Here is a 15,098-nt window from a genome sequence, read left to right as displayed (position 1 = left end):
ACTTTAGCCGGGCAAAAGTAGTAAAATAGAACATAACAAAAAAAGCCACCTATATTATTAACAAAGGTGGCCTTATATTCTAATTATTTTGGTTAAATCATAAAAGTGCGTTTATCCTTATGGTCACTTTCCTCGTATCGCTTTACGCACTCCTTATAAATCTTTATGGCCTCCTGAGCGTTACCCCAACCTCCGGTGTCTACCTTCTTCTCTTCCAAATCCTTATACACCTGAAAAAAATGTTCAATTTCTTTTAAACGGTGTGGGTTTAAATCACTTATATCATTATTCTTACTCCAAATAGGGTCCGAAATCGGCACACAGATAATTTTTTCATCTGGGCCCTTTTCATCGGTCATATGGAAAACACCAATCGGCTTTACTTCCATAACCGTCATAGGATAGGTAGGTTCCGTACCCATAACCAATACATCCAAAGGATCCTTGTCCAATGCCAAAGTTTCAGGAATAAACCCATAATCACCAGGGTACATCATTGAAGAAAATAACATTCTATCGAATCGTATCTTATGTAATGTAAAATCATACTCGTATTTATTTCTACTCCCTTTTGGAATCTCTATTAATACATCGAAAGTCTGTCCATTTTTCGCAGCCATAATTTTTCGTTTAGATTATAATGTTGGTTTATGGAACGTGACTTCCATATATTAATTGTGAAATTTACTTAATTAAAAATTAAAACCGAAAGTACCGGTTACCCCAAAGGGTCTCGCATTTGGATTATCCAAATAATTACCTCGAAAGTTAAAGTCTATTCTAAAAATCTTAAATATGTTTCCAATTCCAAAAGAGTACTCATAGTATATTTTTTCTGATGGAGCCCGCAAAGGTGTATTTACGGTTGCTGGTGCGCTTAAGGCTATATTTTCATCAGATAGGTCGCCCCATACTCCTCTCAGGCCAACGATTTCCCTCAAATTTAATTTACGCAAAAAAGGAATTCTAGAGAAGAGTCTTCCATTAAAATTATGCTCTAAATGGACAGAAGCATATGTATCCGTGACAAATTCATAAAAATCCAAATTTGGAAATGTTCCATAGTTGGAGAAGAATGTCTGGTTACCCGGAACAACACTTAATAGCCCCAAAGGCACCTCCCCAAATGTTTTACCCAGTTCTACGGTACTTAATAGCCTACCGAACCCACCCAATTGCCACGGTTGACTATATGAAAACTGTAGTTTTTGATAATTGAAATCACTATCCAATACGCCATCCGTTCCCTTTGTATAGTTAAGAAGTAATGTACTGTAGGTATCATTGACATCTCGACGTTCCACACCGTAACCTATTGTTTTCTTCCCTGGTGTATAGATCAGTAAAGTATTAAAATCAAATTGTCTTATTTCCGAAGAAATTCCTGAAGGGGATTCTGGATCTACGTACTCCAAACTAAAATCGTTGGGTAATGCGGAACTCAAGGTTCTAAAGGTACCACCCAAAGAAATCCTAAAATTGGTAATGGGTTCAACTTCGAAGTTCAAGGCACTTAAATTAATGTTGGTCAACCGATTATTGGCACCTACCGTTAAAAGAGAGGATGAAGCCACACTTCTGCCTAATACGTCGTTCGTCGCGGTTAGGCTTACGCCCAATTGTTCAATATCGCGCCGATTACCACCGGAGACAATTAATCTCGTTTTGGGGTCTATCAAAAACTTACCACTTAATCCGTGCTTCATTTTCCGATCAGTAAAACCATAGGCGACATAGCCTTCCAATCGCCACAAATCATTCTGTCCTCGATAGGTCCGTGCCCCAATTCTAACCCTTGGACCCTCGGCCTGGTTATAACCAAAAAAGTCATAAAAAGTTCCAATATCCAAGTCCCATTTATCTATCTCTACATAACCGGAACCAAGTATACTTGCCACGTTGTAGTAGGTCTTGAATTTAGGCACTGTTTTTAAGGTATCTAATAATTTATAAATCCCGGATTCGTCCTTATTCAGAGCTTCAAGACGATTCTCTTGCCAGAAGGCTTCATCCTTCACTATTGTATTTATGTCCAGTGGGTTTATTTCCTTTCTATAGAACTCTCTGGGCCTCTTATTGTCGAAGTTATAGTTGTCGTAAACCGTGGTACGCTTACCATATACCCCTCTTGATTCTTCCTTCTTCTGAAAACTGAAATCACTCAGCATGTAATCCCTTTTTAACAGGAATAAAGAATCATTGACCACCTCAAAATCCTGCTCGATATAGATTTCTTTGACCCAGTTGATATTTGCACTTTTAGTGACCTCTAAGTTGATGTTTTTTACCGCCCACGTAGAGTCATTGACCCAGAAATCCCCCTTAAAGGTAAGCTCGTTTTTCCTCCTTGGATAGTACACGATATTATAGCACCACTTGTTATCTATAAAGGCACTATCCCTAAGCGCATAATTATAAGTATCTATCCCCGTTCTGGACAATGGACTGGTAAAACTCTTATCAAAAAACTTTAAGTAATTGTCATAGATATCATAACTCTGATACAAATCCTGCACAAACGCTATGATGGCCTGATTATTTTCAAAACCTGAGTTTTTGTTTCCTAAAACATCCACTTTCTCTTCATTTAGATTATTGTCACCGTAAACTTTAGAAAAAGTTTCATTTAAAAAGATAGGGAGATATGTTTTACCGGTAATTCTTGAAGTATCCAAATCCTGAAAAACAAACTCTAGGCCTTTGAATATCTTGCGCTTCATAAGGGCACTGTCGATAGTATTTAAATCGAATTCTACTTTTTCATACTTATCAAAGGCATACTGATCAAACTTTCGAATACCATTCTCACGCTTCTTGGACCAAATTTTCCTAAGAATATCTACAGCCGGATTATTTTTTTTGGATTGCTTTCCGGATATCAATACCACTTCGTTCAGCTGTTCTGCCGCCTCGGCAAGTACCACCTCCATATCATAATTGACCTTGGATAACAAGGGAATCTCTTTATTTTCATATCCAATAAAAGATACGACAAGGACCTCATGGTTATTGTCCGATTCCAGATAGAATCTTCCATTATCATTGGTTATGGTACCTTCGGTGGAGTTTTTAAATAGAATGTTTGCAAAAGCAACGGGTTCTCCACTTTCATCGATAACCAGACCGCCAACCTTGGTTTGACCTGCAGCACTTATGCCCAAAAAAAGTAGAAAATAGAAAAAGATTTTTTTCATTTAACAAGTTGTTCTCCTCAAGGCACGTAACAAATAACGTACCAATAAAAAAAGCTTCTTCAACATTGGTCGAAGAAGCTAAGATACCTTTACAACGTTCAACTATTACTTATATAACACTTTTTTAACGGCCTTTACAACGTCCTTATAGTTAGGTAGCCATTCTTCCAATAGAACGGGAGAATATGGCGCTGGCGTATCGGCAGTATTTATTTTTATAATCGGGGCATCCAAATAATCGAAAGCGTTCGCCTGAATGTGATAAGTAATTTCGGTCGCCACATTTCCAAATGGCCATGCCTCCTCCAGCACTACCAGTCTATTCGTCTTTTTGACGGACTTTACGATAGCCTCATAATCCATAGGTTTAACCGTACGTAAATCTATAATTTCACAACTTATTCCTTCTTTCTCAAGTTCATCGGCAGCTTTGTCCGCCTCTTTAATAATCTTTCCAAAGGATACTATAGTTACATCTTTTCCTTCCCTGCGTATATCGGCCACACCAATAGGAATGGTATATTCACCTTCCGGAACTTCCCCTTTATCACCATACATCTGTTCCGACTCCATAAAGATTACCGGATCATCATCCCGAATGGCAGATTTCAATAATCCCTTGGCATCTGCGGGATTGGAAGGAACTATCACCTTTAATCCTGGACAATTGGCATACCAACTTTCAAAGGCTTGTGAATGCGTGGCAGCTAATTGACCTGCAGAAGCTGTAGGCCCTCTGAAGACAATTGGACATGGAAATTGTCCACCGGACATCTGCCGAATCTTCGCGGCATTATTAATAATTTGATCGATACCGACCAAGGCAAAGTTAAAGGTCATAAACTCTACAATGGGCCTGTTTCCGGTCATGGTAGAACCAACTGCTACTCCCGCAAAACCAAGTTCGGAAATAGGCGTATCAATTACCCTTTTGGCCCCGAACTCGTCCAACATACCCTTAGAAGCTTTATAAGCGCCATTATATTCCGCTACCTCTTCACCCATTAGATAAATCGATTCATCCTTGCGCATCTCTTCGGACATAGCCTCCGCAATAGCTTCCCTAAACTGTAGTGTTTTCATCTTAGTAAGAAATATTAGTCTTTAACCTTTCATTTGAAAGCAAGCAAAAATAGGAAATTATATGTCAAATTAGCGGATGGTAGTTTTAAAAAAAGTTATAAAATTTACTATGCATGCATAGTAAATTTGGAAATTATTGGTTATCTTCGTTCCTGTCATCTAAAAAAGATTTTACTAAATGAAAGTATTAGTTTGTATAAGTAATGTACCCGATACTACATCAAAAATAAATTTCACCGACGGGGATACTAAATTCGACACCAACGGTGTACAATTCGTTATTAACCCCAACGATGAATTTGGACTTACGAGGGCCATGTGGTTAAAAGAAAAACAGGGCGCTACCGTTCATGTTGCCACCGTTGGCGAGGCCAATGTAGAACCTACCATGAGAAAAGCCTTGGCCATTGGTGCCGATGAGGCCATAAGAATAAACGCCGTTCCGACCGATGGCTTTTTTGTAGCACAACAATTAGCCGAAGTCGTTAAAAAAGGAGGATATGATCTTGTTATCGGAGGCAGGGAGTCCATCGATTACAACGGTGGGATGGTACCTGGCATTCTTGCCTCTTTATTAGATATGAATTTTGTAAATACCTGTATAAAGTTAGAGATCGATGGAGAAACAATTACCGCTGTTAGGGAAATTGATGGTGGAAAAGAGACTTTAAGCACGTCCTTACCTCTAGTTGTAGGTGGTCAAAAAGGACTGGTAGAAGAGAGTGACCTTCGTATCCCCAATATGCGCGGTATCATGATGGCCAGAAAAAAAGCATTAAATGTGGTAGAGCCCATAGAAGGGATTCACGCCACTGATGATAAAAAGTTTGACAAGCCTGCACCCAAGGGTGATATTAAATTAGCCGATAACGTTGATGAACTTGTCACACTTCTTCATAATGAGGCCAAAGTAATATAGTAGCTTCTTAAGCACAATTTAAAAAACAAGAACAATGTCAGTTATAGTATATACAGAATCCGAAAACGGAAAATTCAAAAAAAATGCCCATGAGGTTGCATCTTATGCGACTAAGGTAGCACAACAAATGGGAACTACGGCAACTGCCGTTTCCATCAATTGTTCGGAAAATGAGACTTTGGGCGATTATGGTATTTCTAAAGTTTTAAACGTACAGGACGATAGCTTAAAACCTTTCAATGCCAAGGCCTTTGCCGATGTATTGGCAAGTGCTATTTCCTCAGAAAACGCAACCGTACTTATCGTGAGTTCCAGTTCCGATGCTAAATATATGGCACCGCTACTAGCTGCTAAACTAAAAGCAGGTTATGTACCAAACGTAGTGACGGCACCGGAAAGCACTTCACCATTTCAAGTTAAAAGAACGGCTTTCAGTAACAAAGGATTTGCACATACCGAGATTACAACGGAAATAAAAATTATCGGAGTTTCAAACAATGCTTTTGGCACCATAGAGAACAAAACCGATATTACCGTAGAAGACTTTTCTGTTGATGTGGATAGCAATTTTAAGACCAAATCCACCAATATAGATAAAGTGGTCGGTAAAGCCACCATTGCCGATGCCGACATCGTGGTATCGGCCGGTAGAGGACTAAAAGGTCCGGAGAATTGGGGAATGATAGAAGAGTTGGCAGATGTGTTGGGAGCGGCCACAGCTTGTTCCAAACCAGTATCCGATTTAGGTTGGAGACCTCATGGTGAGCATGTTGGACAAACAGGTAAACCTGTTGCCAGTAATCTTTATATAGCTATAGGAATTTCTGGAGCGATTCAGCACCTTGCCGGTGTTAGTGCTTCTAAAACAAAAGTGGTCATTAATAACGACCCGGAGGCCCCATTTTTCAAGGCTGCCGACTACGGAATTGTGGGCGATGCATTCGAAGTAGTACCGGAGTTAATCGAAAAATTAAAGGAATTTAAAGCTCAAAACAGCTAATTTTTGTTAATTTGTGCCCCACAAAGGGCTGTTCAAATAGTTGGAGTCCCAAGTGTTTGAACAGCTTTTTTAGTTTATAATATTTATGAGTTTAGTACGACTGAAAATAAAAGGGATTTCATATAGCCAAACACAAAATGGCGCCTACGCCCTTATATTGAATGAAGTGGAAGGGGATAGAAAATTACCCATAGTTATTGGAGCATTTGAGGCGCAATCCATTGCCATAGCGCTGGAAAAGGAAATTAAACCTCCCAGGCCCTTAACGCATGACCTTTTTAAAAATTTTGCGGACCGCTTTGACATTGTTATAAAACAGGTTATCATCCACAAATTGGTAGATGGTGTATTTTATTCCAGTATTATTTGCGAAAGGGATGGCATAGAGGAGATTATCGATGCTAGGACCAGTGATGCTATTGCCTTGGCGCTACGCTTCAATGCGCCCATATTTACCTATAAGACCATTTTGGACAAGGCTGGTATTTTCTTAAAGTTTTCGGCGAAGGATACCGAAAAGAAGGAAAACGATGAAAGTATTGTAGTTGATGAAATTCTTCAGGAAGGTGAAACGGTTGAAATCGATTCAGGCGCCACCGACGGCTATACAGAATTAAGCATAGATGAGCTTGAACAAGAATTAAAAAAGGCAGTTGCTAACGAAGATTACGAAAAAGCTGCGAAATTAAGGGATGAAATATCCAAAAGGAATTGAAAGGTCAAACCCTTACGCATGAAAAAAAACACCTGCCTGTCCATTTTTCTTTTCTTTTTCACTTTAATAATTTTTTCCCAAACCCCAGACACCACAGCGGTTTTAACCAACTCGGTTGACACTACCGTTTTGAATGATGTTTCAGAAGCTGGGATATCATCTGCCCTACCCAACGAGGGCTTTTCGTTCCATAGTCTATGGAGAGGCGTCCTTGGAATGTTGGTGTTGCTCGCCTTGGCATTTTTGTTTAGTTCTAATAGAAGAGCTATCAATTGGAAAACGGTAGGCATAGGTCTTGCCATTCAACTCTCACTGGCCGTAGGAATATTAAAGGTTCCTTTTATTAGGTCCATCTTTACGGTATTAGGAAAGCTTTTCAATGAAATTTTGAATTTTACCGTTGCCGGAAGTGAATTCCTATTGGGGAATCTTATGAATCTTGACAACCCGAATATTGGCTATGTATTCGCATTTCAAATTTTACCGACCATTATATTCTTTTCTGCTTTAACCTCTGTCCTTTTTTATTTGGGCATTATTCAAAAAGTAGTGAAAGGCCTAGCCTGGTTACTCACAAAATCCTTGGGAATATCTGGGCCTGAAAGCTTATCGGTCGCGGGAAATATTTTTTTAGGTCAGACAGAGGCTCCCTTAATGATCAAAGCCTATTTGGAAAAAATGACCCGTTCGGAAATTCTCCTGGTCATGATCGGGGGTATGGCCACCGTGGCCGGAGGGGTATTGGCAGCCTACATTGGTTTTTTAGGAGGAAATGATGAAGCCTTGCGCCTGGAATTTGCACGCCATCTTATTGCCGCTTCGGTAATGGCCGCCCCAGGTGCCATTGTAATATCAAAAATATTATGTCCTCAGACCGAAGAAGTGGATACCAACATAAAGGTTTCTACAGAAAAAATAGGAACCAATTTGTTGGATGCCATCGCTAATGGGACGACCGAAGGCTTAAAATTAGCGGTTAATGTAGGGGCCATGTTATTGGTATTCGTTGCTTTCATTGCCATGCTAAACGGTATTTTTGGGTTAATTGGCGATGTAACCCATCTAAATCAGTTCGTCGCCGAGCATTCTTCGTTTGAAAAATTATCCTTGGAAGCTATATTGGGAACCATTTTTGCCCCATTAATGTGGCTTATCGGGGTTGCGAATGAAGATATAGCCTTAATGGGTCAACTATTGGGAATTAAGTTAGCCTCAAGTGAGTTTGTAGCCTATACGCAATTGGCAGAATTAAAAAATCTATCCATTGCCCCAAGTTTAGGGTACCAAAAATCCATAATCATGGCGACTTATATGCTCTGTGGATTCGCAAACTTTGCTTCTATTGGCATTCAAATTGGAGGAATTGGTTCCTTGGCTCCAGGTCAAAGAAAAACACTATCCGAGTTTGGAATGAAGGCTGTATTGGGTGGTTCACTTGCTTCTTTATTATCTGCAACTATAGCGGGCATGATTTTGGGGTAGGCATTGAGTTAATGACCATCTCTACCCTCATTATATCATTCACCGAGAAATGATACATTTTACCCCTCTTTCCCTCTTTTAGAATTTTCTATTAACTACCTTGTTCACAGATACTTAATCTTAATGATAAAGGCTATCATTCTAATCGAAACATATAAATGAGACTTTCTATATTGTTCGTTCTATTGATCACGCAAGTAGTTGTAGGTCAAAATATTGGCGATTTTCAATCCTTAGTGCCTACGGGTCAAAATACTGATTTGATTATTCCTTCTTCCCATACCTTTCAAAAAATTATCAGTAGGGACGACCCTCTTTCTCAAGGTGGAAATTTACCTGGCTACATTGATTTTACGGGCTATGTACCTATCAATAATAGCAATGAAAAAGGATATTTAAGCCTCAACTCAGAAACTGTACCGGGAGGGGTATCCATTTTGGATATTAACTTCAATACAGTTACAGGATTATGGTCAACTTCCTTTTCATCCAAAGTAGATTTCAGTGGTGTAGTAGGCACCATAGCGAATTGTTCTGGTACCGTAACACCATGGAACACCATTATTACTTGTGAGGAATATACTTCTCAAGAAATAGCCGACCAGTATCCCTTTCCAATTGATAGCAATGGCGACGGGTACGATGATTTTGGTTGGGCCGTTGAAATTGATCCTGTCACAAAAACGGTTATCGATAAAAGATGGGCACTCGGTAATTTCAAACATGAAAACTTAGTAATCCATAATAATCAAAGAACGGCATACCAAGGCGCAGATGCCACGGTAGGATACTTATTTAAATTTGTAGCGGATAACCAACAAGACTTAGGTAGTGGCAAACTTTATGTTTATCGAGGCTCTAAAAATGGGTCTGGAGAATGGGTTCTTTTAAACAATACAACCCCAGAGGAGCGAAATACCACCAATGAACAAAGTGCGACGGTTGGAGCTACCGTATTTAGCGGAATCGAAGACGTAGAAATTGGCCCTAATGGATTCATATATTTTGCGGTCAAGAATGAAAACAGGGTTTACCGATTTCAAGATTCAGACCCAGTTTCAGGTACAACGGTAATAAATATGGAAACCTTTGTAGGGAATGCCAGCTATACTATTCAACACCAAAATGGCAATACAAATGTAAATTGGGGATACGGTAATGATAATATGGCTTTTGACAATGAAGGCAACCTTTGGGTACTTCAAGATGGTGACAACAACTATATCTGGGTAGTTAAAAATGGTCATACACAAGCTAACCCACGCGTAGAAATATTTGGTACAACTCCTGCAGGTTCCGAACCCACCGGAATAACCTTTAGTCCAGACAATAGATTCCTCTTTATGTCAATTCAACATCCAAACTCAGGCAATTCGTCTTCAACACAGACAGATGCAGCTGGAGTCGAAGTTAGTTTTGATAAAGACACCGCCATAGTAATTGCATTAAAAGAGAACCTTGGTAGTTCAACCGAATATACCTGGTATTTGGATGCAGATGGCGACGGTTATGCAATTCTACCCACCGTTTCTAGTGCTATTAGTCCAGGACCGGGATATACCATAGAGGTTTTGCCAACTACCGACTGTAATGATTCCGACCCCAATGTTTTTGAAGTATCTACTTGGTACCTGGATGCCGACAGTGATGGCTATGCCGTTCTACCCACCATAGAAAGCTGTAACTCGCCCGGAGCTGGTTATACCCAAAACGTTTTACCCACGACCGATTGTGACGATACGGACCCCAATGTTTTTGAGGTTTCTACTTGGTATCTGGATGCGGATGGTGACGGTTATGCCGTTCTACCAACTGTGGAGAGCTGTGACTCCCCGGGAACGGGCTATACTCAAAACATACTACCCACAACGGATTGCGACGATAGTGACCCTAATATGTTCGAAGTAACCACTTGGTATCTGGACGAAGATGGTGACGGTTATGCCGTTCTACCAACGGTGGAGAGCTGTAACTCGCCCGGAACGGGGTATACATTAAATGAATTGCCAACGACCGATTGTGACAATACGGACCCCAATGTTTTTGAAGTTACCACTTGGTACCTCGATGCCGACGGTGATGGCTATGCCGTTCTGCCAACTGTGGAAAGCTGTAACTCGCCCGGAGCTGGTTATACCCAAAACGTTTTACCCACGACCGATTGTGACGATACCGACCCAAATGTGTTCAAGGTGACCACATGGTATCTGGATGCTGACGGTGATGGCTATGCCGTTCTACCAACTGTGGAAAGCTGTAACTCGCCTGGAACGGGGTACACATTAAATGAATTGCCAACGACCGATTGTGATGATACTGATTCTAACGTGTTCGAAGTTACCACCTGGTACCTCGACGCAGATGGCGACGGTTATGCCGTTCTACCTACTCTGGAAAGCTGTAACTCGCCCGGTTTTGGGTATACAAAAATTGTATTGCCAACGACCGATTGTGATGATACTGATCCTAACGTATTCGAAGTTACCACTTGGTACCTCGACGCGGATGGTGACGGTTATGCCGTTCTACCTACCGTGGAGAGCTGTAGCTCCCCGGGAACTAGTTATACTCAAAATATACTACCGATAACGGACTGTGACGATACCGACCCCAATGTTTTTGAAGTATCTACATGGTATCTGGACGGTGATGGTGACGGCTATGCGGTTCAACCAACGATGGAGAGCTGTAACTCGCCAGGGTTGGGTTACACAAAAAATATATTACCGACAACGGATTGCGACGATAGTAATCCATTTATAAATCCTGAAACCATTTGGTATTTGAATTTAAATGAAAGTGGAATTCCAGATTCCGAAAAAATCATAATGGCCTGTAAAAAGCCAGGAGAGGGCTATTCCAATATAGACCCTGCAACGTTGTCCTTAGAAACACAGGTTATTGTCTATCCAAATCCGACAACTGAGGCTATCGAAATTGATTTAGTCAAAGTCTACCCCTTGGTCAATTTAACAATTGTAAATTCCAACAATCAATTGGTACTGAAAAATACCTTTGACAATAAAAGAATTATTGAGATTGAGTTAATCCAAATTTCTTCTGGCATCTATTTCCTATACTTGAATGACCAACAAGGATACATCAGTTCAAAGAAAATAATAAAGCGCTAACCAAATACCTACACCATTTGGTTGATAATTTTTTATAAACTACCTCTATTTTAGTAACAAAAAATTATCCTTAAATTCTATTTTTGTCTTTATGACGGTTTCCTTTAAAAAAGGTGGCCCAATATTCAAGAAATGAAACAATATCACGATTTATTAAGGCATGTATTAAAAGAAGGAAACCAAAAGGGAGATAGAACCGGAACCGGAACCAAAAGTGTTTTCGGTTATCAAATGCGTTTTGACCTCAGCGATGGGTTTCCCATGGTTACTACAAAAAAACTTCACCTTAAATCTATAATCTATGAGTTATTATGGTTTTTGAAAGGGGATACGAATATCGATTATTTAAAAGAAAATGGTGTTCGTATTTGGAACGAGTGGGCCGATGAAAATGGAGATTTAGGACCCGTATACGGTCATCAATGGAGAAATTGGAACAATGATGAGATAGACCAAATAAAAGAAGTTATAGCCGATTTAAAAAACAATCCGAACAGTAGAAGGATGTTGGTTTCCGCTTGGAATCCGAGCGTACTTCCAGATACTTCTAAATCATTTTCCGAAAATGTGTCTAATGGAAAGGCAGCCCTACCTCCTTGCCATGCCTTTTTTCAATTTTATGTGGCAGATGGCAAACTATCCTGCCAACTCTATCAAAGAAGTGCGGACATCTTTTTAGGCGTACCCTTCAATATAGCTTCCTATGCCCTTTTTACCATGATGATGGCACAAGTATGTGATTATGAACCTGGAGATTTTGTACATACTTTTGGTGACGCCCATATTTATAACAATCATATGGAGCAAGTGGAGCTTCAACTGAGTAGGGAACCTAGGCCTTTACCCAAAATGGTTTTGAATACGGACGTGAAGGATATTTTCGATTTTAAATTTGAGGATTTTACTTTGCTCGACTATAATCCGCACCCCCATATTAAAGGTATCGTTGCTGTATAGTATCAATTTCTTTACTTCTTAAGTTAAAAATTTTAAGCTGTAATAATTATCTTTCACAAAATTGGTAAGATGATTATAACCGACTCCCTTTTAGATTTTTTTATTGAAACAAGGGAACAAACCGAAGCCATTTGTGCCCCTTTAGAAATTGAGGATTACGTGGTACAGCCTATTGAAGATGTATCCCCGCCCAAATGGCATCTAGGGCACACTACTTGGTTCTTCGAAGAATTCATTTTAAACGTTTTTCTGGACAGTTATAAGACGTATGATGAGGATTTCTCATTTATTTTCAATAGCTATTACGAAACTATAGGCGAACGCGTAATCAGGGCCAAAAGGGGAAATCTATCCAGACCTTCCGTCGGTAAAATATATGCTTACCGGGAGCATGTGGATGATCATATGAAAATTCTTTTAGAAAAGGTCAATTCTGGTGAAGTACTCGAAATTTTGGAAATAGGAATACATCATGAAAAGCAACATCAGGAACTTTTGCTAACGGACATAAAATACATTTTAGGAAACAACCCTGTTTTTCCAAAGTATTCTGATTTTTATAAAGAAAATGAAATTGAGGTCACAGAAAAAGAATGGATATCCGTTGAAGAAAACGTATACTCGATTGGCCATAAAACCAATGAATTTTGCTTTGACAACGAGTTAAGTAGACATAAAGTCTTCTTACATAATTTTCAAATCTCCAATAAACTGGTTACAAATGCTGAGTTTACAGAATTCATCGATTCAGATGGATATAAAAATTTTGAACTGTGGCACGCCGAAGGTTGGGATTGGGTGAAACAGAACAAAATAAAAGCGCCTTACTATTGGCATAAAATTCATGGTAAGTGGCATCAATATACTTTGAGCGGTCTACACCCCATCGATATGGAAGCCCCAGTTAGCCACGTCTCTTATTTTGAAGCCTTTGCCTTTGCACAATTTAAAAACTGTAGACTACCCACAGAATTCGAATGGGAAGTAGCCCAACAACACTTTTCTTGGGGTCAAAGGTGGGAATGGACGGAGAGTGCCTATCTCCCCTATCCCAATTATAAAAAAGCCAAAGGTGCCCTTGGGGAATACAATGGCAAGTTCATGGTAAATCAGAAAGTACTTCGCGGAAGCTCCATTGCAACTCCCATAAAACACTCCAGACCAACCTACCGGAATTTTTTCCATCCCCATTTAAGGTGGCAATTCACGGGAATTAGGTTGGCCAAATAACATACTCTTTTCAATATGCAACAACCTCCAAAAACAATTAAACTAACCGATTTTGAACAAGAAGTATGTGAAGGGCTAAATGACTTTCCAAAACATTTATCCTCTAAATATTTTTATGATGAGATTGGGGATGTACTTTTTCAGAAGATAATGGCAATGCCAACCTATTATCTAACGCAATCGGAATATGATATTTTAAACAATCACAAGAAAGAGATTGCCGCAATGTTCAAGAGTAACGGGGACTTTGACCTAATTGAACTCGGAGCTGGTGATGGAAAGAAAACTAAAGTGTTACTACAGGAATTATGCGAGCAAAATTGTGAGTTTACCTATATTCCTATTGATATAAGTAAAAATTCATTAAAAAAATTGACAGCTTCGGTTACCTCTGAATTACCTAAAGTGAAAATAGATGGATTCCAAGGGACCTATTTTGAAGCCTTAAAGGAACTTGATAGTCGAAACCACAAAAGAAAAGTTATCCTCTTTCTTGGCTCCAATATCGGCAATTTGAAACATGATCAAGCTATTCATTTTTTAAGTGAAATTAGGCAGCTCATGCAACCCAACGATATCCTATTTATTGGAGTTGACCAAAAAAAGAATCCTCAGTCTATATTGGATGCCTACAATGATAAAGAAGGTATTACGTCCCAATTCAATAAAAATATTTTGAATAGAATAAATAAGGAGTTACAAGCAGATTTTGATTTGAATAAATTTATGCACTGGGAAAATTACGACCCTGAAAATGGTACTGCGAAAAGTTATTTGGTCTCAAAAGTGGAACAAAAAGTGTTTTTGAGAAAATTAGATGTTTCGATCCACTTTAAGGCTTGGGAAACCATACATACAGAAATTTCCCAAAAATATGATGATGATATGGTAAACTGGTTGGGTAAGGAGGCCGGTCTCAAAATACAAGAATCCTTTCAAAACCACTCAAAGGCATTTAAAGATTACGTTTTTACAATATAAAAAAAGGCATGCTAATGGCATGCCTTTTTTATTTCCTTCAAGAACAATAGTTACAAAGCTAAAACAGCGTTCTCAGAACCTGCATAATCATTCCACTGATAACCATCAGCTTCGGTTTCGTTTATGAATTCACCATCTACCAAATACTTAAACTCATAAGTACTCTCCTTAGGTAAATCGAAAGTACCTTTAAAGGTACCGTTCTTCAATTTTTTCAAAGTGCTTCCTTTTGGGCTCCAATCGTTAAAGTCTCCAACTACAGCTACTTTTTTAGCGTCTTCAGCGGGAACGGTAAAAGTAACCTTGCACACTGGTTTTGTTTTCAAATATTGTTTTGCAATTGCCATGATTTTAGTTTTTAAATTCCTAGCAAAACTAATACATTAAAATCCTCATTGTCAATGCT

The 15,098-nt window shown here is 39.2% G+C and carries 12 protein-coding genes; 8 read left to right on the top strand and 4 right to left on the bottom strand.

From position 1 onward, the window contains the following. Nucleotides 1-92 precede the first annotated feature (92 nt). From PP182_RS18585 to PP182_RS18575, 3 genes are all read right to left on the bottom strand, one after another. Complete coding sequence (locus PP182_RS18585; RefSeq protein WP_272652773.1) at nt 93-620, bottom strand: inorganic diphosphatase; 528 nt, start codon at nt 618-620, stop codon at nt 93-95. A gap of 72 nt (nt 621-692) precedes the next feature. Beyond that, nucleotides 693-3,194 (bottom strand): DUF5686 family protein, encoded by a 2,502-nt coding sequence (locus tag PP182_RS18580; RefSeq protein ID WP_272652772.1) that lies wholly within the window; start codon nt 3,192-3,194, stop codon nt 693-695. Between the two features lie 105 nt (nt 3,195-3,299). Continuing rightward, on the bottom strand, nt 3,300-4,277 hold the full coding sequence (locus PP182_RS18575; RefSeq protein WP_272652771.1) for a pyruvate dehydrogenase complex E1 component subunit beta: 978 nt from the start codon (nt 4,275-4,277) through the stop codon (nt 3,300-3,302). Nucleotides 4,278-4,455: 178 nt separating this feature from the next. Between PP182_RS18575 and PP182_RS18570 the strand changes: the two genes are divergently transcribed. The 8 genes from PP182_RS18570 (at nt 4,456) to egtD (ending at nt 14,692) form a co-directional block, all read left to right on the top strand. Beyond that, on the top strand, nt 4,456-5,196 hold the full coding sequence (locus PP182_RS18570) for an electron transfer flavoprotein subunit beta/FixA family protein (protein ID WP_272652770.1): 741 nt from the start codon (nt 4,456-4,458) through the stop codon (nt 5,194-5,196). A gap of 34 nt (nt 5,197-5,230) precedes the next feature. Then, complete coding sequence (locus PP182_RS18565) at nt 5,231-6,196, top strand: electron transfer flavoprotein subunit alpha/FixB family protein (RefSeq protein WP_272652769.1); 966 nt, start codon at nt 5,231-5,233, stop codon at nt 6,194-6,196. Nucleotides 6,197-6,281: 85 nt separating this feature from the next. Further along, complete coding sequence (locus PP182_RS18560) at nt 6,282-6,911, top strand: bifunctional nuclease family protein (RefSeq protein ID WP_272652768.1); 630 nt, start codon at nt 6,282-6,284, stop codon at nt 6,909-6,911. 18 nt (nt 6,912-6,929) lie between these two features. Then, nucleotides 6,930-8,393 carry a NupC/NupG family nucleoside CNT transporter gene (locus PP182_RS18555; RefSeq protein WP_272652767.1) on the top strand — a complete coding sequence of 488 codons (1,464 nt, stop codon included), beginning with the start codon at nt 6,930-6,932 and terminating at the stop codon, nt 8,391-8,393. A gap of 158 nt (nt 8,394-8,551) precedes the next feature. Then, the gene (locus PP182_RS18550; RefSeq protein WP_272652766.1) at nt 8,552-11,524 is read left to right on the top strand and encodes an alkaline phosphatase PhoX; all 2,973 of its coding nucleotides are present in this window, start codon (nt 8,552-8,554) and stop codon (nt 11,522-11,524) included. 132 nt (nt 11,525-11,656) lie between these two features. Further along, nucleotides 11,657-12,481 carry a thymidylate synthase gene (locus PP182_RS18545; protein WP_272652765.1) on the top strand — a complete coding sequence of 275 codons (825 nt, stop codon included), beginning with the start codon at nt 11,657-11,659 and terminating at the stop codon, nt 12,479-12,481. A gap of 69 nt (nt 12,482-12,550) precedes the next feature. Beyond that, complete coding sequence (gene egtB / locus PP182_RS18540; protein WP_272652764.1) at nt 12,551-13,711, top strand: ergothioneine biosynthesis protein EgtB; 1,161 nt, start codon at nt 12,551-12,553, stop codon at nt 13,709-13,711. 15 nt (nt 13,712-13,726) lie between these two features. Beyond that, a complete protein-coding gene (gene egtD / locus PP182_RS18535) occupies nt 13,727-14,692 on the top strand; it encodes an L-histidine N(alpha)-methyltransferase (RefSeq protein WP_272652763.1) in 966 nt (321 codons plus the stop codon). Between the two features lie 50 nt (nt 14,693-14,742). Here the strand turns inward: egtD and PP182_RS18530 are convergent, their stop codons facing one another. Further along, on the bottom strand, nt 14,743-15,039 hold the full coding sequence (locus tag PP182_RS18530) for an isoamylase early set domain-containing protein (RefSeq protein ID WP_272652762.1): 297 nt from the start codon (nt 15,037-15,039) through the stop codon (nt 14,743-14,745). Between the last annotated feature and the right edge of the window lie 59 nt (nt 15,040-15,098).

The sequence above is a fragment of the Maribacter sp. PR1 genome (genome assembly GCF_028464145.1).
Lineage (GTDB): Bacteria > Bacteroidota > Bacteroidia > Flavobacteriales > Flavobacteriaceae > Maribacter.
The sequence above is the reverse complement of the archived record's forward strand: the minus strand, read 5'-3'. Positions and strand labels throughout refer to the sequence as shown.

What these genes read in the sequence shown, in the direction of transcription:
- PP182_RS18550 (WP_272652766.1), top strand. Translation starts at nt 8,552, where the DNA reads ATGAGACTTTCTATATTGTTCGTTCTATTGATCACGCAAGTAGTTGTA.
- PP182_RS18555 (WP_272652767.1), top strand. Translation starts at nt 6,930, where the DNA reads ATGAAAAAAAACACCTGCCTGTCCATTTTTCTTTTCTTTTTCACTTTA.
- egtD (WP_272652763.1), top strand. Translation starts at nt 13,727, where the DNA reads ATGCAACAACCTCCAAAAACAATTAAACTAACCGATTTTGAACAAGAA.
- PP182_RS18570 (WP_272652770.1), top strand. Translation starts at nt 4,456, where the DNA reads ATGAAAGTATTAGTTTGTATAAGTAATGTACCCGATACTACATCAAAA.
- PP182_RS18545 (WP_272652765.1), top strand. Translation starts at nt 11,657, where the DNA reads ATGAAACAATATCACGATTTATTAAGGCATGTATTAAAAGAAGGAAAC.
- PP182_RS18530 (WP_272652762.1), bottom strand. Translation starts at nt 15,039, where the DNA reads ATGGCAATTGCAAAACAATATTTGAAAACAAAACCAGTGTGCAAGGTT.
- PP182_RS18580 (WP_272652772.1), bottom strand. Translation starts at nt 3,194, where the DNA reads ATGAAAAAAATCTTTTTCTATTTTCTACTTTTTTTGGGCATAAGTGCT.
- PP182_RS18565 (WP_272652769.1), top strand. Translation starts at nt 5,231, where the DNA reads ATGTCAGTTATAGTATATACAGAATCCGAAAACGGAAAATTCAAAAAA.
- PP182_RS18585 (WP_272652773.1), bottom strand. Translation starts at nt 620, where the DNA reads ATGGCTGCGAAAAATGGACAGACTTTCGATGTATTAATAGAGATTCCA.
- PP182_RS18575 (WP_272652771.1), bottom strand. Translation starts at nt 4,277, where the DNA reads ATGAAAACACTACAGTTTAGGGAAGCTATTGCGGAGGCTATGTCCGAA.
- PP182_RS18560 (WP_272652768.1), top strand. Translation starts at nt 6,282, where the DNA reads ATGAGTTTAGTACGACTGAAAATAAAAGGGATTTCATATAGCCAAACA.
- egtB (WP_272652764.1), top strand. Translation starts at nt 12,551, where the DNA reads ATGATTATAACCGACTCCCTTTTAGATTTTTTTATTGAAACAAGGGAA.